Below are 22,449 nucleotides of genomic sequence, written 5' to 3'. Positions count from 1 at the left end.
GGGGTTGGGGCGTCATGCCGGACCGCCGATGGCGACGGTGTGTTCGCGGAGCCACGTCAATCTGACCGCGGAACCGCGGAGGTCGAGCTTGTCCTGGACGGATCCCCGCAGGTTCTGCTGGAGGACGATCAATGAGCCGCCGGCATCGAGGTCGACGACGGACTGGGTGGCCGAGCCGAGGTACACGACCTCGCGCACCACCCCGTCCGCGGTGCACAAGCTGCTGGCGACGGCGACGGCGACGGCGTCGCGCGGTTGCATGTGGATCTTCTCGGGCCGGACGGTGAATAGTCCCTCGCGACCGAGCACGGCCCGCGCGACGGGCCCTTCGAGGAGGTTCGAGGTGCCGACGAACCCAGCGACGAAGGCGGTGGCCGGGTGCTCGTACAGCTCGGCGGGTGCGGCCACCTGCTCGATCCGGCCACCGCTGAAGACGGCGATCCGGTCGCTCATGGTCAGGGCCTCTTCCTGGTCGTGGGTGACGAACACGAAGGTGATCCCGACATCGCGCTGCAGGGCCTTGAGCTCGATCTGCATCTCCCGGCGCAGCTTCAGGTCGAGCGCTCCGAGCGGCTCGTCGAGCAGCAGCACCTTGGGACGGTTGACCAGTGCACGGGCCAACGCGACCCGCTGCCGCTGACCGCCCGACAGCTGATGCGGCCGCCGGTCCTCGAACCCGCTCAGCCGAACCGTCTCCAGGGCCTCCAGCGCACGCGGACGCCGGAGCCGCCGTTCGACCCGCTTCACCCGCAGGCCGTACTCGACGTTCTGCAGCACGCTCATGTGCGGGAACAGCGCATAGTCCTGGAAGACCGTGTTGACGTCCCGCGCGAACGGCGGCCGGCCGGTGACATCGGCGCCACCGAGCAGGATGCGGCCCTCGGTCGGCTCCTCGAATCCGGCGATCATCCGCAGCACGGTGGTCTTGCCAGACCCCGACGGTCCGAGCATCGAGAAGAACTCGCCCTCGGCGACGTCCAGGTCGATCCCGTCCACGGCCGTCACCGGCCCGAACGTCTTGCGCAGCCCGCGCAGGCTGACGGCCGTCGCGGGCGGAGCGGTCCCGGTGACGGGCGAGTCAGTGAGAGGTGTCGTCATCAAGCTTGTCCTCAGAAGGCCGACATCACGTGCTTGACGCGGGTGTAGTCCTCGAACCCATACATGGACAGGTCCTTGCCGTACCCCGAGTGCTTGAAGCCGCCGTGTGGCATCTCGGCCACCAGCGGGATGTGCGTGTTGATCCAGACGCAGCCGAAATCCAGCCGGGACGACATCCGCAGCGCCCGGGAGTGGTCGCTGGTGAACACGCTGGAGGCGAGCCCGTACTGCACGCCGTTGGCCAGCCGCAGCGCCTCGTCGTCGTCGCTGAACGGCTGGACGGTGATCACCGGACCGAAGACCTCGTCCTGGATCAGCTCGTCCTCCTGCCGCAACCCGGTGACGATGGTCGCCTCGTGGAAGAACCCGTCCGCAAGGGCTCCGCCGGGACGCTTTCCACCGAGTACGACTTCGGCGTGCGACGGCCGCCGACTGAGGAAACCCTGCACCCGTTGGAGTTGGACGCTGCTGTTGAGTGGCCCGAACAACGCGTCGGCGTCGTCGGCCAACCCCGCCCGGGCGTTGGATCGCGCCCAGTCGGCGAGCGTTTCCACGAAGGCGTCGTGAACACTTTCGTGCACGAGCACCCGGCAGGCCGCAGTACAGTCCTGTCCGGCGTTGAAGTAGCCGCCGACGCCGATCGCCTCGGCCGCCGCGGGCAGGTCCGCGTCGGCGAAGACCACCGCCGCCGCCTTCCCGCCCAGCTCCAGGTGAGTCCGCTTGAGATCCAGGGCCGCGGCGCTCGCCACCTGCGTGCCCGCGCGGGTCGAGCCGGTGATGCTGACCAGGTCCGGCGTCGGATGCGAAACCACCTCCTGCCCGGTGTCCCGATCACCACAGACGACGTTCAGTACGCCGGGCGGCAGCACCTCGGCCGCGATCTCCGCCAGCATCACGGTGGTCACCGGGGTCGTCTCGGCCGGCTTCAACACCACCGTGTTGCCGGCGGCAACGGCCGGGGCGAACTTCCAGATCGCCATCATCATCGGGTAGTTCCACGGGGTCACCTGACCGACGACTCCGATCGGCTCCCGGCGGACCCAGGACGTATGACCGGCCAGATACTCACCAGCCGACTTGCCCTCCAGCATCCGGGCGGCACCGGCGAAGAACCTCAACTGATCGACCAGTACTGCGAGCTCCTCGGTGCGGGTGAGCTCCAGCAGCTTGCCGGTGTTCTCGGACTCGGCGGCGACGAACTCGTCCGCGCGCGCCTCGATCTGGTCCGCGAACCGGAGCAGTGCGCGTTGCCGCTCGGACGGCGTGGCGGCTGCCCAGCCGGCAGCGGCTTCGGCGGCAGCACGGTAGGCCTGGTCGACGTCCTCGGCGCCGGACAACGGAGCCGTGCCGAAGACCTTGCCCGTGGCGGGATCCACGAGCTCGCTGGTGGCGCCGCTGATCGCGTCCCGCGGTTGCCCGTCGATCACGTTCTGAACGGTTCGCATCACGCTCTCCTCGGCTCGGCAGGATTGCGTAAACATATGAAACCAGATGTTAAAGTTCAAGCGATCGGCGAGAAGAGGCCGGAACTGTGTCGGAGCTGTGTCCGTTCGGTGGGTGAGGAGGTGGGGGCTGGATGGCGCTGCGGTTCTACGGCAGTGGGGCGGCGGCAGTCTTCGCGCCGCTGGAGTCACTGAGCCGCTCCGAGCTGGTGGCCCGGCGACTCACCGACGCGATCGCGCTCGGCCTGCTGCCCGATTCCGAGCAGCTCCCCGGCGAGGCCGACCTGGCCGGCATCTTCGGCGTCTCCACCACCACGATCCGTGAGGCCCTGTCGGCGCTGCGGCTGCGCGGCCTGATCAAGACCAGGCGCGGACGCGGTGGTGGGAGCTTCGTCAACGCCAAGGAAGAGATGTCGACCTCGATCGTGCGCGACCGGCTGGAGGAGCTGAGCCTCGCCCAGTTGCGCGATCTCGGTGACCACTACAGCGCGATCGCCGGCACCGCGGCCCGGCTGGCCGCGGAACGAGCCACGCCGCAAGATGTCAAGCGGCTCGACGCAGTCTGCGACGCGCTCGACAGTGCTGTGGGTGCCGGCGCGCGGCGTCGTGCCGACGCGCAGTTCCACATCGAGGTCGCCGCGACGGCGCAATCGACGCGGCTCTACCGGGCTGAAGTGAGCCTGCAGGCCGAGGTGGGCACGCTCCTCTGGCTAGCCTTCGGCGACGACGAAAGCCATCGCCTGACCGTGCAGAGCTGCCGCACGGTCGTCTCCGCGATCGGCCGCACGGACCCCGACGCGGCCCGCGCCGCGGCCGAGGAGCGCGTGGCTGACTCGACCGCACGCCTGATCGACCTCAGACTGGCGATGGAGGACTGACCGTGAGCACACAGCAGACACCCGCGCGCACCGACGATCCCGGCATCGCGGGCATCCTGACCCTGGTCGACGCCGTCGTCGGGGAGGCCTTCGGCCTGGCCGAGAAGATCGCCGCGAACGTGGCCGAGGTCTTCACCAGCCACGAAGCTGTCCGCCGTACCGATCTGGCGGGCGTCGGCGCGCTGGTGCTGCCGAGCCTCGAGGACCCGTCCGCGCGCATTCAGGGCGCTGGTTTCGTCGCTGCCGTGGACGCATTGGCGGACTCACGCTGGTGGCTCGAGTGGTTCATGCTCCGGAACGGGTCTGCCGAGCGGCTCCTGGTGGACACCGATCCGCGCGGCGAGAACTTCTACGACTACGGCTCGCTGCCCTGGTACGACGTCCCGCGCGACACCGGGCGACGGCACATCACCGGACCGTACGTGGACTATCTCTGCACGGACGACTACACGCTGACGTTCACCGTCCCGGTGGCGGCCGGCAGCACGTTCGTCGGAGTCGCCGGTGCCGACGTGCGGGTGTTCACCTTCGAGAAGGCGGTCCTGCCCTCACTCCGTGCCGCCGGCCGAACCGTTGCCATCGTGAACGCCGAGGGCCGCGTCGTCCTGAGCAACAGCGCCCGGCATGTCAGCGGCACACTGCTCCGCGCGCCGGACGCCACCCCACACCAGATCCGCGATCTCCCGTTGGCGCTAGTCGACCTGCACTGAGAACCGATCACAGGCACCTTCGAGCACGCGTGCCCGAGGTTCGCCGGACGTCAAGGTCAGTTCGAGAACCGCAGCCGTCCCTCCATCGGGCGCGGGCAGACGGACGCGGCCGACCTCGCCCTCGGCCGGTGCGTACCACCGCAGCCTCACGTCGTCGGTCCAGTCGTACTCGGGCTGGTCGTCCACCGCCCCGAAAGCGATCACGGCACCCTGCCGCACGAACAACGGCAGCGCGTCGAAGCCGTAGGTCCGGGTGATCCACCGCGAACCGGCAACCCGTTCACCCGTGAGCAGTTCGGTCCAGGTGCCCTCGGGCAGGTAGAACCGCGCCTCCCCCTCGGCGCTCATCACCGGTGCGACCAGGAGATCCGGCCCGAGCATGTATTGCCGGTCGAGATACGCCACCGCCGGGTCCTCGGGGAACTCCAGCACCATCGGCCGCATCATCGGCGTACCGGCTGTGTGGGCGTCGGACGCGACCATCGCCAGATACGGCATCAGGGACAACTTCAGCTTCGTGAACTTGCGCAGTACGTCGACGGCCTCCTCGTCGAAGGCCCACGGGACCCGGTAGGACCCCGACCCGTGCAGCCGGGAGTGCGACGAGAGCAGGCCGAACGGCACCCACCGCTTGAAGACCGCGGGATCTGGCGTCCCCTCGAAGCCGCCGATGTCGTGGCTCCAGTAGCCGAATCCCGAAGCGGCCAAGGACAAACCGCCCCGCAGCGACTCCGCCATCCCCTCGAAGGTGGACTCGCAGTCGCCACCCCAGTGGACCGGGAACTGCTGCCCACCGGCCGTCGCGGACCGCGCGAACAGTACTGCGTCGCCCTCGCCGCGGTTGTCCCGCAGCAGATCGAACACCGCCTCGTTGTAAAGGTGCGGGTAGTAGTTGTGCATCCGGCCGGGATCCGACCCGTCGTACCAGACGACGTCCTCGGTCGGGATCCGCTCGCCGAAGTCGGTCTTGAAACAGTCCACGCCAAGGTCGATCAGTGCCTGCAGCTTGGACCGGAACCACTCGGTCGCGGCCGGGTTGGTGAAGTCGACGATCGCCATCCCCGCCTGCCACAGGTCCCACTGCCACACGGATCCGTCGGGCCGCTTGAGCAGGTAGCCGTGTTCCCGGCCCTCCTCGAAGAGCACCGACCGCTGGGCGATGTACGGGTTGATCCAGAGGCTGATCCGCAGGCCGCGTTCCTTCAGCCGCTGCAGCATTCCGGCCGGGTCCGGGAACGCCTCCGGGTCCCAGAGGAAGTCGCACCAGTGGAACTGCCGCATCCAGAAACAGTCGAAGTGGAAGACGCTCAGCGGCAGGTCCCTGGAGGCCATCCCGTCGACGAAGCTGGTCACGGTCGGCTCGTTGTAGTCCGTGGTGAACGACGTCGACAACCACAACCCCATCGACCAGGCAGGCACCCGAGCGGGCCGCCCGGTCAGCCCGGTGTAGCGAGTCAGCACGTCCTTGGGAGTCGGGCCGTCGATGACGTAGTACGTCAACTCGTGCCCCTCGACGCTGAACTGGTTGCGCGACACCAGTTCCGAGCCGAGCTCGAAGGACACGTGCGCCGGGGTGTCCACGAAGACGCCATACCCGGTGCTGCTCAAGTAGAACGGTACGTTCTTGTACGCCTGCTCGCTCGACGTGCCGCCGTCGGCGTTCCAGATGTCGACGACCTGACCGTTCTTCACCAGCGGACCGAACCGTTCGCCCAGACCGTAGAGGGTTTCGCCGACGCCCAGTGCCAACTGCTCGTGCAGATACTGCCGTCCGGCCGGATCGGTGATCAGCCCTACGCTGCCCGCGCCCGACCCGGTGAGCTGCCGCCCGTCCCGCTCGAAGCGCACGTTCCACTGGCCCGCTAGGGAGATCACCGCGCTGAGGCCGCCGCTCGTCAGCCGTGCGGTCTCTGCGTCCACCTCGACCTTGACCGCGTGCTCGTCCCCCGCATTCAGCCGGTACGCCGGGCGCTGTGGCCGGCCGCCGCTGTGCTGCTGGATGCGGACGCCGATGATTCCGGCCGCGGGTGAACTGAACGTGACGCTGAACAGCGGCTGGTTCAGGGTGTCGCCGCGATGCACGAGTTGCCGGGCCGGCGCGTAGACGGTCAGTGACCGCTCGCCCGCCTCCACAGTCTCGACCTCGGCCGCACGAATCCGCCTCAGCCCCTCACGCAGCTGCCAATGGCCGTCTGTGAACTTCATCTCTTCCTTTTCTTCGCTGCGCCGGTGGTTCCCCGCACCTCCAGCGCGCACGGCAACAGTTCTTCGTACGTCGACCCGGCCCCGCCGCCGAGCCGTTCCAGCAGAATGCGGGTGGCGGCTGCCCCCACGGCGGCTCCCGGTGAGGTCATCGCGGTCAGTGGTGGACTCGCCAGCTCCGCGACCGGCGCCGAAGTCACCATCGACACCACCGAGACGTCCCACGGCACGTCGAGCCCGGCCTCGCGCAGCTCCGCGAGGATGCCGAGTGCCGCGCTCTCGTTCATCACCAGGACGCCGGTCAGCGCCGGGCAGCACTCCCGGGCCTCACGGATCGCCGCCCGGCCGCCGGCCGCGGTGTCGTCGGTCGGCACCATCACACCCGTGATTCCGTGCCGCTTCAGCGCCACCTTGAAGGCCGCCTCGGTCCGCTTGGCCGGGCCGTAGCCGCTGGCCAGGCTCGCCTTGGAGTGGTTGACGTAGGCAATGGTCTCGTGCCCGAGCGACACCAGGTGCGCGACCGCGTCGCCCACGGTCTGCTCGAAGTCGATGTCGACACAGGCCAGGCCGGTGGAGTTCTTGGTCCGGCCGATCAGGACGAACGGCGCCTGGAGCTTGCGGAGCAGCTCGACCCTGCGATCGGTCAGCCGGACCTCCATCAGCAGGAACCCGTCCAGCAGCCGCTGGGTGGCCAACGCCTGCAGCTCGTCGCCGTCGTCAGCGCCGACGGGACACAGCATCAGGTGGTAGCCGGCCGCTCTCGCCGCCTCGGTCGCACCAGTGACGAAAGCTGTCTCGGTCGCCCCCAGCCCCCGGCCGGTGAGCGGCAGCAGCAACCCGACGATGTTGCTCTGGCGACTCGCCAGCCCGCGGGCCATCGCATTCGGCTGGTAGTCGAGTTCGGCCATCGCGGCCAGTACTCGCTCCCGGGTCGCCTCGGAGATCGGCCGCGTGCCGGTGAGCACGTAGGACACAGTGCTGACCGAGACGCCCGCTCGCTTGGCCACGTCGGTCATCGTCGCCATGGCCGCCTCCCGGCTGATCGTCGAAACGCTTAGTCGAAGCGTTTCGACAAAAGTTAGGCCACCAACCCGGGGCCGTCAACAACTCCTCAGCCTCGCGGCAGGTAGGTGGTGAGGTAGTCGTTGCGGAACTTGCCCGCGGGATCGTACTTCTCGGTGAGCTCGGTGAATTCCGGCACGAGCGGATAACACTCGCGCAGGGTGCCGGCATCGGCAGTGAACACCTTGCCCCAGTGCGGCCGTGCTCCCAGCGGCAGCAGCGCCTTCTCCATCTCTTCCAGCACCGGTCGCACCGCCGCCTCGTCCCGAATCCAGGTGAAGTGCAGCGCGACCGTGTCCCGCCCCTGACTCGGGCTGAGCCACAGCTCTTCCGCTGCGATCGTCCTGACCTCCGAGACCTGGATCACCGGAGCCATTTTGCCGCCGAGAGCACGCATCTCCTCGAACGCCTCGGCGGCCCTGGCCCTGGGCAGGAAGTACTCCGACTGCAGTTCCTCCCCGTTGCTCGGGGTGAACTCGAGCCGGAAGTGTGGCAGCCGCTCGTTCCACGGCCCGGCCACTCCGCCTTGCTGGGTGGCGAAATCCGCCGGCATCCCCTTGATCGGATGCCGCGGGCCGTCGGCGACCGTCGCACCGAGCCATTCGCGGGGCGCCGCACCGTCGGTGGCGCGCAGCTTCCGCCAGACCATCACGTCCGGGTCGACCCAGTCGGTGAACGCGCTCACGCTGTACGCGCCGGCGAACACCTCCTCGAAGTCCGAGCCGAGCCTGCTCACCGGCAACCCGTCGTACACGACCTGACTGATCTCGTACGACGGCTGCACGTCGAGCGCGAGGCCGACCGTGACGCCGAGCGCGCCGAGGGAGATCACCGAGCCGAGGAAGTCGGGGTCGTCCCTGGTGAGCGTGACGAGTTCGCCGTCGGCCCGGACGAAGATGATCGCGGAGACCGCCGAGGCGAGGGTGCCGTTGGTGTTGCCCGAGCCATGGGTGCCGGTTGAGCAGGCACCGGCCACCGAGATGTGCGGCAGCGACCCCAGGTTGTGCAGGGCGAATCCCTGGGACTGCAGGGCGGCCGTCACCTCGCCGTACCGGAGGCCGGCGGAGACCGTGACGGACCCCTCGCGGAGTTCGGTCATCCGGGGCAGGTCGGCCACCGAGACCAGCGTGCCGGTGGTGTCCGCGATCCGGTTGAACGAGTGCCCGGTGCCGAGCACGCGCACCTTGTCCGAGCGGCTCACCAGCTCCTGCAGATCCAGGATCGACTCAGGCCGCTCCAGCCCGGTAGAGAAGGTGATATTGCCCGCCCAGTTTGTCAGGTCTGCCATGCTCGAACCCTAACCGCGCACTGGTAGGCCGGCGGCGAGGTTCCGACCTGCGGGCACCAGCCGGCTTCGACTCAGGCTGGAGATCCGACAACCATTTCGGAGGCGTTGATGAGTTTCTCGGCACCGGGTCCGCGACGGGACGATTCGCTGTCGGTGACGAGGACGCAGGGCGCCCCGAAGGTGCCCGGCGCCCCGCCTGCCTCCCGTCCGCCGCTCGCCGGTGATCAGGTGGTTTCGTCAGGCCCGCCAGCCTTGCAACGTCTGCTGTCACACGAGCAGAGCCGGTCGGCGGCCCGCAGCGCCGGCGACAAGCGCCTCGCGGACAGCGCCCTTCGGGACGTGGTCGGCGATCTGGACGGGCTGCTTCAATCCGCCGCTGCCCACCTGCAAGAGACCAGTGGGCGGCGGTCGCGGAAACAGCTCAGGAAGGCGGTGCCGCAACTCGTCGCGATCGACGAACTCGGCTACCTGCCGCTGGGCGAGGTCGCCGAGTTCCTCGATCTCTCCCGCGCCGACGTCGCCGGCGTACTGGCGACCTTGTCCGAACACGGCGACGTCACCCCGGCCGAACGTCGCGCGGCCCGCGACCAGATCGGCCGCCTCCGCGCCCAACTGCAGGAAGTCGAGATCAACCGGGACCACTCACTGCTCGACCAGCTGATCGGCTACGTCGTCAAGATCGCCTTGCTGGTGGGCGTTGCCGTCGCCGCGACACCACTGGGCGCCCTCGCGGTCGGCGACTCCGTGCTCTCCGAAGCCATCAAGACCGGCGTCATCGCTCTCGTCGCCCTCGGGCTGCAACAAGGCGTCGACCTCGCCCGCGAATGGCAGAAGGACCACGACCCGTACGCCGTGGCCCAGCGCATGCACGCCGCCCTCCTCGAGGAACTGTCCCTCGCCCGGAACCTCTCCAAGTCGCCCGCCTACGCCGGCGAGCACACCATCATCGAGTTCCGCCTGCAGCTGCGCTGCGCCACCGCCCGGATCACCTCACTGCCCCTCGAGTGGGAACACAAGCAGGAGTACTGGCTGATCCTCGACCAGATCGCCCTTGCCCTGGACCACCAGACCCCCAAAACCCTCATCCTCCTGCACCGGAAACTCCAGACCATCCCCCCGCCGAAGACCCACGGCTAGGTGCCTGCACGTAACCATGGAGCGCGCTGGTGGCCGAGATGCAGTGCCCCAACGGTCCTCGCCGCTTCCTTGATCCGGCTACGTTGCAGGTCGAGTGCCACAGCGTCAGAACATCAGGATGGCGGCAATGACGCCCGCAAGGACAACGAGGATGCGGAGGAGGGTGGCCGGCAGGCGGCGACCGATGTGGGAGCCGAGGTAGCCGCCGACGACGGAGCCCGCGGCCAGGAGTCCGACCGCGGTGAGGTTGAGCTCGGCGACGAAGATGAAGATCACCCCGGCGACGAGGTTCGCGGCCAGCAGGCCGATCGTCTTGAGCGCGTTGATCACCCGCAGCTCCAGGTCGAGTCCCAGCCCGAGCACGGCCATCATCATCACCCCGGCGCCGGCGCCGAAGTACCCACCGTAGACGCCCGTCAGAGTGGCGAACACGGTGGTTGCCGGCGACATCGAAGTACGGGGTCTAAGGGTGTGCGACTCGTCGTGCCGCGACTGCAGCCAGCGCGAGATCCAGGGCTGCACGCCGACGATCAGACAGGTGAACAAGATCAGCCACGGTACTGCGACGGCGAACACCTCAGCGGGGAGAGCCAGGAGTAGCGCCGCCCCGCCGACAGAGCCGATCGCGCAGGTGGCCACGACGAACCACATGATGCGTGGTTGCTCCCGAAGCTCGCGCCGATAGCCGAACGAACCGCTCAAACTGCCCGGGATCAGGCCGAGGGTGTTCGACGCGTTGGCGACGACCGGCGGGATGCCGAGGGCGATCAGCACCGGGAAGCTCAGCAGCGAAGCGACTCCGACCGTTGACGTCAGCAGGCCCGCGCCGAGTCCGGCGCCCAGGAGGGCGAGATGCTCGAGTCCCGTCACGACTGCTCGCGAAGCAGCGCCACGTCGCTGACCAGCATCACGTGGTCGTGCATAGCCTGCGCCGCGCCCTCCGGATCCCCGGCCGCGATCGCGTCGGCGATCCGGCGGTGTCCGGCCAATGAGTCGCGCGGGCGGCCGGGTTGGGACAGCGACTCGATCCGCGACTCCTTGATCAAGCCCTCCAGCGCCGCCATCATCTGCGCGAGCAGGTCCGACCGGGCCGCTGCGGTGACGGCCGCGTGGAACTGCCCGTCCGCGTCGACCCCACGCTCGCCCGCCTCGATCTCGCGCTCCATTTCTTCCAGCGCGGCCCGGATCGCGGCCAGGTCCGCATCCGTACGACGGGTTGCCGCGAGCGCGGCGAGCTTCGACTCCAAGGCGTCGCGTGCCTCGATGATCTCCGGCAGTCGATCCGCATGCGCGCGGATCGCCTCGATCACCGGCCCGGTCCGGGCGCGTTCGGTCAGCACGGTGCCGTCACCGTGCCGGACAACCACCACGCCGATCACCTCGAGAGCCACCAGTGCCTGGCTCAACGTGGCCCGGCTGACCCCGAGCCGGACCGCCAGCTCCCGCTCGGGTGGCAGCCGATCACCCGCGCGGAGGTCGTTCTCCGCGATCCACCCGGTGATCTGTTCGGCGACCTGCTCGTACAAACGGGTACGGAGCACAGGTCTGGGAAAGCTGCCGTCGTCCATGAGAACAGAGTATTGACAATTGGGCCACTGAGCTATTGGCTAGGCCACTGAGCCACCGGAGTAAGGACTTCACATGGGACCGGAATGGGTAGCGATCATCGCGTTGGTCGCGCTCTTCGTCATCGGCACGGTGCTGCCGATCAATATGGGCGCGCTCGCATATGTCGCGGCGTGGCTCGTCGGAATGTACTCGCTCGATCTGAGCGAGAAGGAGATCCTGGCCGGCGTCAGCGGCGACCTGATCCTGACGTTGATCGGGGTCACCTATCTCTTCGCGATAGCCAAGAACAACGGCACCGTCGACCTGATAGTCAGTAGTGCCGTCCGGGCAGTCGGCGGCCGGGTCGCACTCATCCCCTGGGTGATGTTCGCGGTGACTGCGCTGCTGACCGCGATCGGTGCGGCCAGTCCCGCCGCGTGCGCAATCATCGGGCCGATCGCCCTCGGATTCGCGGGGCGCTACAAGATCAACCCGCTGATGATGGGCATGTTCGTCGTGCACGGCGCCCAGGGCGGCGGCTTCTCGCCGATCAGTATCTACGGGACCATCACCAACTCGGTGATGGAGCAGAACAAACTGCCGTCCAGCCCGCTGACGATCTTCCTGTCCAGCCTGGTCGTCAACCTGGTGATGGCGACCATCCTGTTCTTCGTCCTGGGTGGACGCCGGCTGATGGCGCAGCGCGTCGACCCGAACGATCCCGACACCGTGGCAGAGGACCTGCACAAGGGAGGCGCGACCGTGCCCGCCCGTGGTCTCGGCGCGGCCCCGCGGACCGGCACCCAGGCCCTCGGCGTACGGCGGGACCAGGTGCTCACCCTGATCGCCTTCGTCGGCGTCGCCCTGGTCGCGCTGGTCTTCGACAAGAACATCGGCTTCGTGTCCATCACGGCGGCGGTGATCCTGGCCATGCTCGCCCCCAAGGAGCACAAGGACGCGGTCCGGCAGATCGCCTGGCCGACCGTGCTGCTGGTCGCCGGCGTCAGCACCTACGCGGCGATCCTGACCGAGGCGGGCTCCCCCGAGTTCGTCGGCAACTGGGCGGCGGGGCTCGGCGCGGCGGTGATCGGCGCGCTCATCCTCTGCTACGTCGGTGGTGTCGTGTCGGCCTTCGCGTCCTCGACCGCCCTGCTGCCGGTGATCATCCCGATCGCCGTCCCACTGATCGCCAACGGCGGGATCAGCGCGGGCTTCTTCGTCGCCGCGCTGGCCATCGCCTCCACGATCGTCGACGTCAGCCCCTTCTCGACCAATGGCGCGCTGATGCTGGCGAACAAGCCGGACACGATCTCGGAACCCGTTTACTACAAGCAGATTCTGATCTACAGCACGATCGTGGTCGTCGTCGGCCCGCTGCTGGTCTGGGCCGCACTCGTGCTGCCGGGGTGGCGATAGAGGATGACCGGACCCCTTGATGACGTACTGGTGGTCGACCTGTCCCGGGCACTCGCCGGACCACACGCGACGATGATGCTCGGCGACCTCGGCGCCCGGGTGATCAAGGTCGAGGCACCCGGCCGCGGCGACGACACCCGCGGCTGGGGACCACCGTTCGTCGGCGAACCCCGCGAGTCGACCTACTTCTTGTCGGCGAACCGCAACAAGGAGTCGATCACCCTCGACCTCAAGGACGACGCCGATCGGGACTTGCTGCTACGCCTGGTCGATCGTGCGGACGTGCTGGTGGAGAACTTCCGGACCGGCGTGCTCGAGCGGCTCGGACTCGGCGTCGACGAACTCCGGGACCGCAACCCGCGCCTGGTGGTGCTGTCGATCACCGGCTTCGGCCACGACGGCCCGGAGGGCGGCCGCGCGGGCTACGACCAGATCGCTCAGGGCGAGGCCGGCCTGATGTCGCTCACAGGTTCGGGTCCTGACGACCCGCAACGCGTCGGTACGCCGATCGGGGATTTGCTCGCCGGCATGTACGGGGCGTACGGGGTGCTCGCCGCGCTGCACGAACGCTCCCGCACCGGGACCGGCAGCGTAGTACGGACGTCCCTGCTTGCGGCCGTCGTCGGGGTGCATGCGTTCCAGGGCACGCGATACACCGTGGCCGGCGAGGTCGGCGTTGCTCAAGGCAACCACCATCCGTCGATCGCGCCGTACGGGTTGTTCCACTGCGCCGACGGTGCCGTTCAGATCGCGGTCGGCAGTGAGGGCCTCTGGCAACGGTTCTGCGAGGCCTTCGAGCTGGACGTGGACGGGCTGAGCACCAATGCGGAGCGGGTCGCCAACCGTTCGCGGGTGATCGAGGTGGTCGAGGCGGCGTTCGCCGATTGGCCGGCCGAGGAGTTGCTGGCGCGATTGGGCGAGGCCGGCATCCCCGCCGGGAAGGTGCGAACCCTCGACGAGGTGTACGCGTGGGACCAAACGGCGAGCCAAGGACTCCTGGTCATCGTCGAGCACCCGACGCTGGGATCTTTGACGCTGCCGGGGCCGCCGCTGCGCTTCTTCGCGGGCACTGCGGAAACGACGCCGCGCGAGCACACCGCTCCCCCGACGCTTGATCAGCATGGCGACGCGATCCGAGCATGGCTGTCGTGAAGCGGCCGGGCGCGCGCGACTTGATCGACGTCGTGCTCGATGCTGGGTCTTTCGAGTCCCTCGACGACGGCACCGAGGAGTCGGTGGTGACCGGACGCGGAGTCATGCGCGGCCGACCGGTCGCCGTACTGGTCAGCGAATTCGCCTTCCAGGCGGGCTCCATCGGGGAGGTCGCCGCCACCCGGATCACCAACGCCGTACGACGGGCGACCGCCGAGCGACTTCCGATCCTGGCTTCGACCGCCTCGGGTGGAACCCGGATGCAGGAAGGCGCGCCCGCCTTCGTGGAGATGGTCCGGATCTCGCGTGCGCTGATGGATCACCGCGCGGCGGGCCTGCCCTACCTGGTCCACCTCCGGCATCCGACCACCGGTGGCGTCTACGCGTCCTGGGGGTCGCTCGGACACCTGACCGTGGCGGAGCCCGGCGCGCTGATCGGCTTCCTTGGCCCTAAGGTCTTCGAGGCCCTCAACGGAGAGTCGTTTCCAGCCGGCGTCCAGACCGCCGAGAACCTCGCCGCCCATGGGGTGATCGATGGCGTGGTCGAGTCCGCGGAGCTCCCGGTGCTGCTGGATCGCGCTCTCGGCGTACTGGTCGATCCGGCGACCGCGCCCGCGCTGCCTCGGCGTACGGGAGAAACCAACGCGACCGACGGCTGGAGCTCTGTACTGCGGACCCGGCGCCCGGGCCGCGCGGGGGTCCGGGATCTGCTGCGGTACGGCGCAACTTGCACGGTCCGGCTGACCGAGCCCGATGCCAGCGTCATCGTCGCTCTCACCAGACTGGACGGGCAGCCGTGCGTGCTGGTCGGCCAGGATCGTTCGCAGTCGACCCTGCTCGGCCCGGTCGCCCTGAGGCAGGCGCGCCGCGGGATGCGCCTCGCCCAGGAACTCGGCCTTCCGCTGGTCACCGTGATCGACACACCAGGCGCTGAGCTGTCCCCTGCCGCCGAGGAAGCCGGGATCGCCGGCGAGATCGCGCAATGCATCGCGACCATGACCACGCTGACGGTTCCGACCGTCTCGGTCCTGCTGGGTCAAGGTACCGGCGGCGGCGCGCTGGCGTTGCTCCCGGCAACTGTCGTGATCGCGGCAGAGCACGCCTGGCTGGCGCCGCTGCCGCCCGAGGGCGCCAGCGCGATCCTTTACGGCGATGTCACCCACGCCGCCGAGCTCGCGTCAGCCCAGCGCATCACCGCCACCGCACTGCGCGAGACCGGCACGGTCCACCACATCGTTCCCGAACGCGACGACGACACCCCGGAGTCACTCGCCCTCGCGGTTGCCGCCGAATGCGCCACCCACCTCACAGCCCGCTGACGAACAGGGCGTCCGCGTCCTCCGTGTCCAGCAAGGGACTGACCCCTGCGTCGCGAGATGCTGTGCGGCGGAAGATCCGAACGGACGGGAGCCGCGGGCATGACGGACTGGTACACCGAGAACCGCCAGAACAAGCAGCTCGAAGAACTGCGGGACGAGATGGCCCGGGCGTCATCGGAGACGTGGACTCTTCGCTCCCAGCTCTCACAGTTGCAGGGCGGCATGGAGTCCAGGCTGTCGAGCCTGGCCGCCGCCTTCGATGCCTTCGTGGAGCTGTCCGACATCCGCTACGAACTGATCGGGTTCGCTGACGCCGCAGAGGTCCGGCGTCACGCCGGGCAGGTGCTGTCAGCTCTGGCTTCCGGCGACGAGCCGCCCGCACCCGGTCGCAAGGTAGCGGGCTACTGGCTCGGGCCCGCGGTGGAGGCACTCAGCGGACCCGCATCCGACGACCTTGCCGGCGGACCGTTGGACGAGGCGATGGCGCTCGACGAACGCCGTACTTCGATCTTCCTCTGCCTCGCGCTCGCTGCCCTCGGGCGCCGGAACCAGGTGAGCTCAAACTGGCTGAACACGGCGTTCGCCGCTCTCGCTCCCGACGGAACCGTCACCCGCGTTCAGCGCGCGCTGTGGACTGCGGGCGCCCGCGGCGGGTTCGGTGCAGAGGGGCTGAACATGATCGTCCAGCGGCTGCAAGTGCCGGAAACGGCTTCTGCGGAGCGGTGGCTCGCAGCTGTGGAGTCCAGGTCCGACCTGGATTTGGCACCTGCTCCGCCCTTCCCCGAGCTCGTCGACCAGGTCAAGACCCGCGCCCGGCTCAGCCGACTCCGCGCAGCCGTCGAGACCATAACCGGCGACACCGCGGTACTAGAGCCCGATCGCGACCTCGCGTACGGCGCGTCCGAGGGGCCCGACTCGGACAGCACCTCCGCCCTGTTGCGCCTGCTGATCTCCGAAGGCAGCGAACCCGAGCGCGTTCCCCTGGCGCGGATCACCGAACTACGGGCACGGATCGGCGGCGCGAACGCGATCGGCGGCGGCTCGATCGACGACCCGGCCGGAACAGTCCAGAAGCTGCTCGAGGCGGACCTCCGACGCTCGGACGAACCGCACCTGGCCGCGGCCGCGCTGCGAGTAGTGACCGCCGGAGTAGTTGCCGGCGCCGAGGAGTTGGCCCGGAACGCGAGCCGGCCCACCCCGAATCAGGTCACCAGCGAGATCGAGTGGCAGCGGATCACGCTCACGCCGGATGGTCCGGAGGCACAGTCGATGGAATGGGCCGAGTCCGCGATCGTCGGCAAGGTGGAACCGCTGTCGACCGGCGACCTCGTCGGCCCGTTCACGACCGCGGCGGCCGGTGTCGTGATCGCGATCGGACTCTCGCTGCTGCACCCGTTCTGGATCGTGGTTGGCCTGGCGGTCGTCGCGGCCGGCGCCTACCAGTACCTGAAGGCCCGCAAGCGGAAGGCGGCGGAGCACGCTGATGCCGCCGCTCGCATGGGTCGCCTCCGCGAGAAGTCCGCCGAAGCCGCAGCAGAACTCGCGGCGTACACCGCCACGGACGCCGACCGAGCAGCCTCGATCGCCACAGACCTCGAAGAACTTCGCAAACGCCTCACCGCCTGAACCTCATCGCTTGCGCGGGCCGACGCCGAGCCCGAGCAGTGGGTGCCGGCAGTTCACGGCGCGGCGGTTGCCGGAGGCCGCGGACGTGGCGGCGGCGATCGTGTTCCTCTGCTCGCCCCGCACCACCGCTACCCAGCGGTGAGATCATCCGCGTCAACGGCGGCAGCGTCATCGCCGCCTGAAACCGGGCCCGGACTGTAACGTGGGGCGAAGGAGACCCCGAAGGAGCGTTGCGATGGCCCGGGCACTGATCGTCGTCGATGTTCAGAACGACTTCTGCGAGGGCGGCACCCTGGCCGTCAGCGGCGGGGCGGACGTCGCGTTCCGGATCGGCGAACTGCTGCACAAGTGGCACGAGGCCGAGCCGGAGGACAAGGAGTACTCCTACGTCGTCGCCACCCGGGACCACCACATCGACCCGGGCGACCACTTCTCCGAGAACCCCGACTTCGTGAACTCCTGGCCGCGACACTGCGTAGCGGGCACGGACGGCGTGGGCTTCCACCCGAACCTCGATCCGCAGCCGTTCGACGCGATCTTCGACAAGGGCGAGTACGCCGCGGCGTACTCCGGCTTCGAGGGGAAGAGCCAGGACGGCAACGGCCTCGCCGACTGGCTCCGGCAGAAGGGCGTCACCCAGGTCGACGTCTGCGGCATCGCGACCGACTACTGCGTCCGGGCCACCGCTCTGGACGCCCGGACCGAAGGATTCAGTACCACGGTGCTGGCCGGCCTCACCGCAGGGGTGGCGCCGGCCAGCACCGAGCAGGCCATCAACGACCTGCGCACAGCGGGTGTGACTCTCAGCTGACGACGATCGGGCTGCCGTTGGAGGTGAGCGACCAGTCGGTGGTGTGGAAGGTCGCCGGGTTCACCTCGCCGGTGGTGCTGACGTAGTCGATCATCAGCTGGCGGATCTCCACCTGGCGGTTGTAGACCACCGGCGCCGTCTTCACGTGCGGGAAGTTCCCGCCGCCGGACTGCCGATAGTTGTTCACGGCAACGACGAACTGCTGGTCCGCCGCCACCGCGACCCCGCCGTACTGGAGGTCCGTGATGCGTGAGCCGACCGGCTTGGCGATGTCGATCTGGTACGACATCGGCTTCGTCAGGCCGCCGAGGATGTCGTAGTTGTAGTCGGGTGTCCCGGTGGGCGCGGTGGAGGTCGGCGCGTTCGTGACCTGGTCCGACGGGAACGGGCCGGAACCGCTGACCTGCTTGAAGTACTGCGCGGAGAACTCGAGGTAGTCCTTCACCTGGGCTCCGGTCATCGTCACCCCGAGCAGGGTGTTGTCGAAGATGTAGAGGCCGGCCACGTCCCGCACGGAGACGTCTCCCGCCGGGATCGCCGCGCCCCGGTTGAACGGCGCCGCGATCGCGAGCACCGGCAACGACGCCTGCGGAGTACCGGCCAGGGCCTTGCTGACTGCGTCGGCCTGGACGAAGTTCACGAAGTCGAGCGCGGCCGTGTCCTCCCAAGGTGCGGTCGCAGCCGACATCGCCTCGGTGCAGGTGCCGACCTTCGCGTTGACGTACTCGACAACCTTGTCGTGATCCTTCTGCAGGAGGTCCGTGACGCGGGGATCCGCCGCGACCGTGTTCGCGTTCAGCACCTGGCTGTGCCGGGCGACCACCTTCCAGCGGCCGTGCACCTTCTGCAGATCAAGGTCGATCACAGCGAGCCGCATACCCCACTTCAGCGGCTCGGTGAGCACGACCTGATCGCCGGTCGCCTTGTTCGTGACGAGCCGCTCGGGAATCTCCTGATGGGCATGCCCGACCAGTACCGCGTCGATGCCGGGGACTTCCTCGGCCATCAGGGCGGAGGCGTTCTCCGGGACCGGCAGCGCATCGCCGTACGAGGAGGACAGGTCCGCTCCGGAGTGCGCCGCCACGATCACCACGTCGGCGCCGGCCCGGCGGACCCGCGGCACCCAGTACTTCGCGAGCTCCACGATGCCGCCGAACTTGATCTTGTTCTCGACGTTCGCCTTGTCCCAGATCGCGATACCGGGGTTGGTCAGCCCGAGGATGCCCACCGTGATCGGGCGCTCGCCGGGCACATGGACCCGCTTCAGCACGTATGGCGGGAAGACGGGGAGTCCGGTGGTCCAGTCCTGCGCGTTCGCGCCGAGCAGCGGGAACTTCAGCTGCCGCTGGAACTTGCGCAGGATGTCCAGGCCGTAGTTGAACTCGTGGTTGCCGAGGGCGGCCGCGTCGTACCCGATCTCGTTCATTGCGGCGGCCATCGGGTGGAGGTGGCCGCCGGTGATCGGCTGGACCTTGGCGAAGTAGTAGGCCAGCGGCGTGCCCTGGATCGTGTCGCCCGCGTCGAGCATCAGCGGAGCCGGGGTCCGCCCCTCCCGTGCGATCCGCTCGCGGACCGCTGTGACGAGGGTGGAGATCTTGGCCAGGCCGATGTCGTTGTGCGCGGAGTCGTCGTACTCGGTGTTCTTGAAGTAGTCCCAGTTGAAGACGTTGCCGTGCAGGTCGGTGGTGCCCATCACGCTCAGGCGGACCGTCCGGGGATCGTGCTTGCCCAGCGGCCCGGCGTACGCGGGAACTGCCTGGAAGCCGGCCGCGGCAAGAGCCGTCGCGGCGGCGCCGCCGATCACCGTTCGTCTGCCCATGGTCCTCGAGTCACCGTTGTCCGTCATGCTCCGCCTCACGCGTCGTTGGGTTGTGGCTGGCAGAACGATACGGGGCCGGTGCCCGGATGGCCCTGTCCGCGTTAGAAGATGCCGCCCATGACCTTGCCGCCCGGCAAACTCCTGCTCGCCGCCGTCATCCTCTTCGCCGCCGCGTTCACCCAGCCGACGAAGCCCGTCGAGGACACCACCGCGCAGGCCGCCCCAAGCGTCCACCCCGCCTCGCACCCGCCCCTCACGCTGCAGCTCAGCAGACGGACCACCTCGACCACCCGGAAGAACCCGCGAACCTCGCACCCGGCTGAGCCCGACTGGAATCTGAGCGCCGGCAAGGTGCTCTACCTGACGTTCGACGACGGTCCGCAGCCCATCTACACGCCGAAGGTGCTGGCCGTGCTGGCGAAGCACCATGCCAAGGCCACGTTCTTCGTGCTCGGCCGTGAGGTCGCCGCGCACCCTGGGCTGGTCGAGCTGGAGCGCAGCTACGGACACCACGTCGGCAACCACACCTGGGACCACCCGATGCTCACCCACCTGACGGACGCGCGGATCCGGCAGGAGATCTCCACAGGCGTGCAGTCGAAGTGCTTCCGGCCGCCGTTCCGCGACACCGACGCGCGGGTCGCGGCCATCGCCGCGTCGTACCACCTGCGTCAGGTCCTCTGGGACGTGGACACCAAGGACTGGACGAAGCCGGGCGCGGCCAAGATCGAACGCGCGATCCTCCGCGGAGCCAGACCGGGCGCGATCATCCTGCTGCACGACGGCGGCGGCAACCGCTCCGAAACGGTCGCAGCGCTGGACCGCGCACTCACCCAACTAGCCGCCCAGGGCTACGCCTTCCGTTCACTCCCCTGCTGAGCCCGGGCTCACCGACTGATGCCCGCCTGACCATCGGAGAAGTGCTTGAGGGCTTGGTCGATGACGTGCACCGGCTGGTCGAGGGCGCTCACCAAGTAGAGCCCGGTCGGCTTCAGCAGCGGGCTGGGCTTGACGACCGCCCGCACCGCCGCCTGATCAAGACCTCGTACTCCGGCTGTGGTGGCCCCGATGCCCGGCGCGAGCCGCAAGTCGAGCACGAACTGCCCGAACACCTTCTCCTGCTTGAACCCGCGCACTGTCGGCCAGGGCAGGATCACCGGGTACTTCGCTCCCTCGCAGGCGAGCTCCAGCCCCTTGGGTGACATCCGCATGGCGACCGGCGGCAACTCGCTCGCGGCGTACCAGCGCTGGCGCTCCGCGTTGAGGCGCAGGGCGAGCACGGTGCTTGCGACGAGCGGCAGCATGCTCAGGATCAGCAACACCGCGAACGGCCACAGTCCCGCACCCCGGAACACGATCAACGCAAACAGCGCGGCGAGGATCCCGACAGCACCGATCCCCAGGGTGACCCACGCCCCCCGCCGCTGAAGCCGCCGGACATGGTCCCGCCGAGCCAACACGGCCGCACGATCGACGCCGACAACAAACGTCTGCACCGGTACTCGCTCACTCATTCCCCCAGCCTCTCACCCGGGGGTTCACCGCCCCGCCGACCTAGTCCCCGTACGACGCCCCCGCGCCGCTCCTCCGTCGCACCTCCCACCCACCCGGTGAGCGCGTCTTACGTCGCCGCATATGCCATCCAGTAGTGCAGCGCGGCCCGCCGCGGAGTGTGGTGGTTTGGCGCAAACCCTCCCCCGTTGCGAACGCCCCCACCGTGGAGTGCGGCTGATGCATCCCCGGCAGCGGCGCTGGCAACTGGCAACTGGAAGGGGGTGCCGGCCTGGTCTGCAGGAGAACTCGGCCTGACGCGTACCGCAGGGTCTCATGCCGCCCTGCGTCGCTGCTGACCTCACGAAGCGCGACTCCTATGTCGCCGTGCGCGGCGTCTCGCAGGCGGTCGCTATGCCAGCGGGAGGCTGTCGAGCCGGGCTTGGCACGCACTGCAGGGCGGCCAATGCGGCATCCGGTCGCTTGCGGCCGGTGGACCACTCGAGGCCAGCCCTAACGATCTCCAAGGCCCGATTAGCCAGCGCGGAACCCCCGGTGCTAGGGCAGCTGGCGCGGCGCCCGCGATTCGCCGGCTGGCGGCGTCTCTACCCTGGGCCGGTGAGTCGGACCACCTCCAGAAATCGCCGACATAGAGAGGGCGTCAGGTCGGCTCGTTGTAGCCGGCTAGTCGTCGTTGGTGATGGGGTGGGTGCCGGTGTGGTCGACGCGGAATTTGTAGCCGTGTTTGGTGGTCCATTCGAGGGCGTGGTTGTTCAGGGTGCGGACTTTCCAGCCGCCGTGGGTTTTGATGCGGTGGCTGAGGCGGCCTTGGGGTCGCAGGTTGCTGGTGCTGGTTTGTCCCGGGGGTCCGGTCGGGTCGAACGGGGTGACGTGGTCGAGGTCGGTGCTGGTGGTGGTTTCGAGGGTGCCGTAGGGGAACTGCTCGACCGGGTAGGTGAGTTTGATGCGTTCCCGGATCCGGTGCGGGATTTCGTAGGCGTTGACGCTGACGTGGTCGTTCAGGTCGATCACGGGCTGGACGGTGATGCGGTCGTGGCCGAGCAGTTCGGCGAGCTTGGCGGCGAACACGGGTCCGAAGGCTTCGACGCGCGCGGTTCCGGCACCGGCGAGCAGGGTCTCGTCGGTGATGTGGACATACAGCTTGATCCGCCCGGGTCTACGCCCACCGGACCCACCACCACCGGACCCACCACCACCGCCACCGCCGCCGCTGCTGCTGCTCATGTTGGTGTCGGCAGCGTGTTTGATCGCGGCCAGTTTCGCGGCCAGGTCCTGGCGTGCGGCGGTGTCCAGCCCGTAGACGATCTGTTCGGCGGTGCCGGTGCCGGTGCCGGTGCCGGCGCGGGTGTGGGTGTGGGTGTGGGGTCGGCGTGGGGGTGGGTCGAGTGGGTGGGCGGGGTGGCTGGGGTGGGGGGTGTCGCGGTCGGCT

The 22,449-nt window shown here is 68.8% G+C and carries 18 protein-coding genes and 1 pseudogene; 9 read left to right on the top strand and 10 right to left on the bottom strand.

The features are described from left to right. Window positions 1-12 precede the first annotated feature (12 nt). Together ABD210_RS04400 and ABD210_RS04395 are read right to left on the bottom strand one after the other, a co-directional pair. Window positions 13-1,098 carry an ABC transporter ATP-binding protein gene (locus tag ABD210_RS04400; protein WP_344109010.1) on the bottom strand — a complete coding sequence of 362 codons (1,086 nt, stop codon included), beginning with the start codon at window positions 1,096-1,098 and terminating at the stop codon, window positions 13-15. Between the two features lie 11 nt (window positions 1,099-1,109). After that, window positions 1,110-2,543: an aminobutyraldehyde dehydrogenase gene (locus ABD210_RS04395; protein WP_344109008.1), complete on the bottom strand. Its 1,434-nt coding sequence runs from the start codon at window positions 2,541-2,543 to the stop codon at window positions 1,110-1,112. Window positions 2,544-2,674: 131 nt separating this feature from the next. Here ABD210_RS04395 and ABD210_RS04390 point away from each other — a divergent pair, with 131 nt between their 5' ends. Both ABD210_RS04390 and ABD210_RS04385 read left to right on the top strand, forming a co-directional pair. Beyond that, window positions 2,675-3,418, top strand: a complete 744-nt coding sequence (locus ABD210_RS04390; protein ID WP_344109006.1) for a FadR/GntR family transcriptional regulator — start codon at window positions 2,675-2,677, stop codon at window positions 3,416-3,418. Window positions 3,419-3,420: 2 nt separating this feature from the next. Then, the gene (locus tag ABD210_RS04385) at window positions 3,421-4,128 is read left to right on the top strand and encodes a cache domain-containing protein (RefSeq protein WP_344109004.1); all 708 of its coding nucleotides are present in this window, start codon (window positions 3,421-3,423) and stop codon (window positions 4,126-4,128) included. Here the strand turns inward: ABD210_RS04385 and yicI are convergent. From yicI to ABD210_RS04370, 3 genes are all read right to left on the bottom strand, one after another. Further along, a complete protein-coding gene (gene yicI, locus ABD210_RS04380) occupies window positions 4,111-6,333 on the bottom strand; it encodes an alpha-xylosidase (RefSeq protein WP_344109002.1) in 2,223 nt (740 codons plus the stop codon). The genes ABD210_RS04385 and yicI overlap by 18 nt on opposite strands. Further along, window positions 6,330-7,355: a LacI family DNA-binding transcriptional regulator gene (locus tag ABD210_RS04375; protein WP_344108999.1), complete on the bottom strand. Its 1,026-nt coding sequence runs from the start codon at window positions 7,353-7,355 to the stop codon at window positions 6,330-6,332. The genes yicI and ABD210_RS04375 overlap by 4 nt, the downstream gene beginning before the upstream one ends. 86 nt (window positions 7,356-7,441) lie before the next feature. Continuing rightward, the gene (locus ABD210_RS04370; protein WP_344108997.1) at window positions 7,442-8,680 is read right to left on the bottom strand and encodes a D-arabinono-1,4-lactone oxidase; all 1,239 of its coding nucleotides are present in this window, start codon (window positions 8,678-8,680) and stop codon (window positions 7,442-7,444) included. A gap of 108 nt (window positions 8,681-8,788) precedes the next feature. Here ABD210_RS04370 and ABD210_RS04365 point away from each other — a divergent pair, with 108 nt between their 5' ends. Beyond that, window positions 8,789-9,817: a hypothetical protein gene (locus ABD210_RS04365; RefSeq protein ID WP_344108993.1), complete on the top strand. Its 1,029-nt coding sequence runs from the start codon at window positions 8,789-8,791 to the stop codon at window positions 9,815-9,817. 105 nt (window positions 9,818-9,922) lie between these two features. On the opposite strand, the gene ABD210_RS04360 is transcribed toward ABD210_RS04365, so the two are convergent. Both ABD210_RS04360 and ABD210_RS04355 read right to left on the bottom strand, forming a co-directional pair. Next, window positions 9,923-10,687, bottom strand: coding sequence for a sulfite exporter TauE/SafE family protein (locus ABD210_RS04360; RefSeq protein ID WP_344108991.1), 765 nt, complete (start codon window positions 10,685-10,687; stop codon window positions 9,923-9,925). Beyond that, window positions 10,684-11,385 carry a FadR/GntR family transcriptional regulator gene (locus tag ABD210_RS04355; protein ID WP_344108989.1) on the bottom strand — a complete coding sequence of 234 codons (702 nt, stop codon included), beginning with the start codon at window positions 11,383-11,385 and terminating at the stop codon, window positions 10,684-10,686. Before ABD210_RS04355 ends, ABD210_RS04360 begins: the two co-directional genes overlap by 4 nt. A gap of 73 nt (window positions 11,386-11,458) precedes the next feature. Here ABD210_RS04355 and ABD210_RS04350 point away from each other — a divergent pair, with 73 nt between their 5' ends. From ABD210_RS04350 to ABD210_RS04330, 5 genes are all read left to right on the top strand, one after another. Then, window positions 11,459-12,781, top strand: coding sequence for an SLC13 family permease (locus ABD210_RS04350; RefSeq protein ID WP_344108987.1), 1,323 nt, complete (start codon window positions 11,459-11,461; stop codon window positions 12,779-12,781). 3 nt (window positions 12,782-12,784) lie between these two features. Then, window positions 12,785-13,933: a CaiB/BaiF CoA transferase family protein gene (locus ABD210_RS04345; protein ID WP_344108985.1), complete on the top strand. Its 1,149-nt coding sequence runs from the start codon at window positions 12,785-12,787 to the stop codon at window positions 13,931-13,933. Further along, window positions 13,921-15,252, top strand: coding sequence for a carboxyl transferase domain-containing protein (locus ABD210_RS04340; protein ID WP_344108983.1), 1,332 nt, complete (start codon window positions 13,921-13,923; stop codon window positions 15,250-15,252). The genes ABD210_RS04345 and ABD210_RS04340 overlap by 13 nt, the downstream gene beginning before the upstream one ends. A gap of 99 nt (window positions 15,253-15,351) precedes the next feature. Beyond that, entirely contained in the window at window positions 15,352-16,878 is a 1,527-nt protein-coding gene (locus tag ABD210_RS04335) for a hypothetical protein (RefSeq protein WP_344108981.1), read from the top strand. Between the two features lie 235 nt (window positions 16,879-17,113). Continuing rightward, window positions 17,114-17,689: a nicotinamidase gene (locus tag ABD210_RS04330; RefSeq protein WP_344108979.1), complete on the top strand. Its 576-nt coding sequence runs from the start codon at window positions 17,114-17,116 to the stop codon at window positions 17,687-17,689. Here ABD210_RS04330 and ABD210_RS04325 read toward each other — a convergent pair. Continuing rightward, window positions 17,682-19,535, bottom strand: a complete 1,854-nt coding sequence (locus ABD210_RS04325) for a bifunctional metallophosphatase/5'-nucleotidase (protein ID WP_344108977.1) — start codon at window positions 19,533-19,535, stop codon at window positions 17,682-17,684. The two genes, ABD210_RS04330 and ABD210_RS04325, sit on opposite strands and share 8 nt — an antisense overlap. A 90-nt stretch (window positions 19,536-19,625) precedes the next feature. Between ABD210_RS04325 and ABD210_RS04320 the strand changes: the two genes are divergently transcribed. Continuing rightward, window positions 19,626-20,387: a polysaccharide deacetylase family protein gene (locus ABD210_RS04320; protein WP_344108975.1), complete on the top strand. Its 762-nt coding sequence runs from the start codon at window positions 19,626-19,628 to the stop codon at window positions 20,385-20,387. 8 nt (window positions 20,388-20,395) lie between these two features. Here the strand turns inward: ABD210_RS04320 and ABD210_RS04315 are convergent, their stop codons facing one another. Both ABD210_RS04315 and ABD210_RS04310 read right to left on the bottom strand, forming a co-directional pair. Further along, window positions 20,396-21,022 (bottom strand): hypothetical protein, encoded by a 627-nt coding sequence (locus tag ABD210_RS04315; protein WP_344108973.1) that lies wholly within the window; start codon window positions 21,020-21,022, stop codon window positions 20,396-20,398. Window positions 21,023-21,683: 661 nt separating this feature from the next. Continuing rightward, window positions 21,684-22,449 (bottom strand): annotated as a pseudogene (locus ABD210_RS04310) (hypothetical protein); the annotation flags it as partial.

It is taken from the genome of Kribbella alba (genome assembly GCF_039529635.1).
Classification (GTDB): domain Bacteria; phylum Actinomycetota; class Actinomycetes; order Propionibacteriales; family Kribbellaceae; genus Kribbella; species Kribbella alba.
Note: the sequence above shows the minus strand (reverse complement) of the source record. Positions and strands in the feature narration are given on the sequence as shown.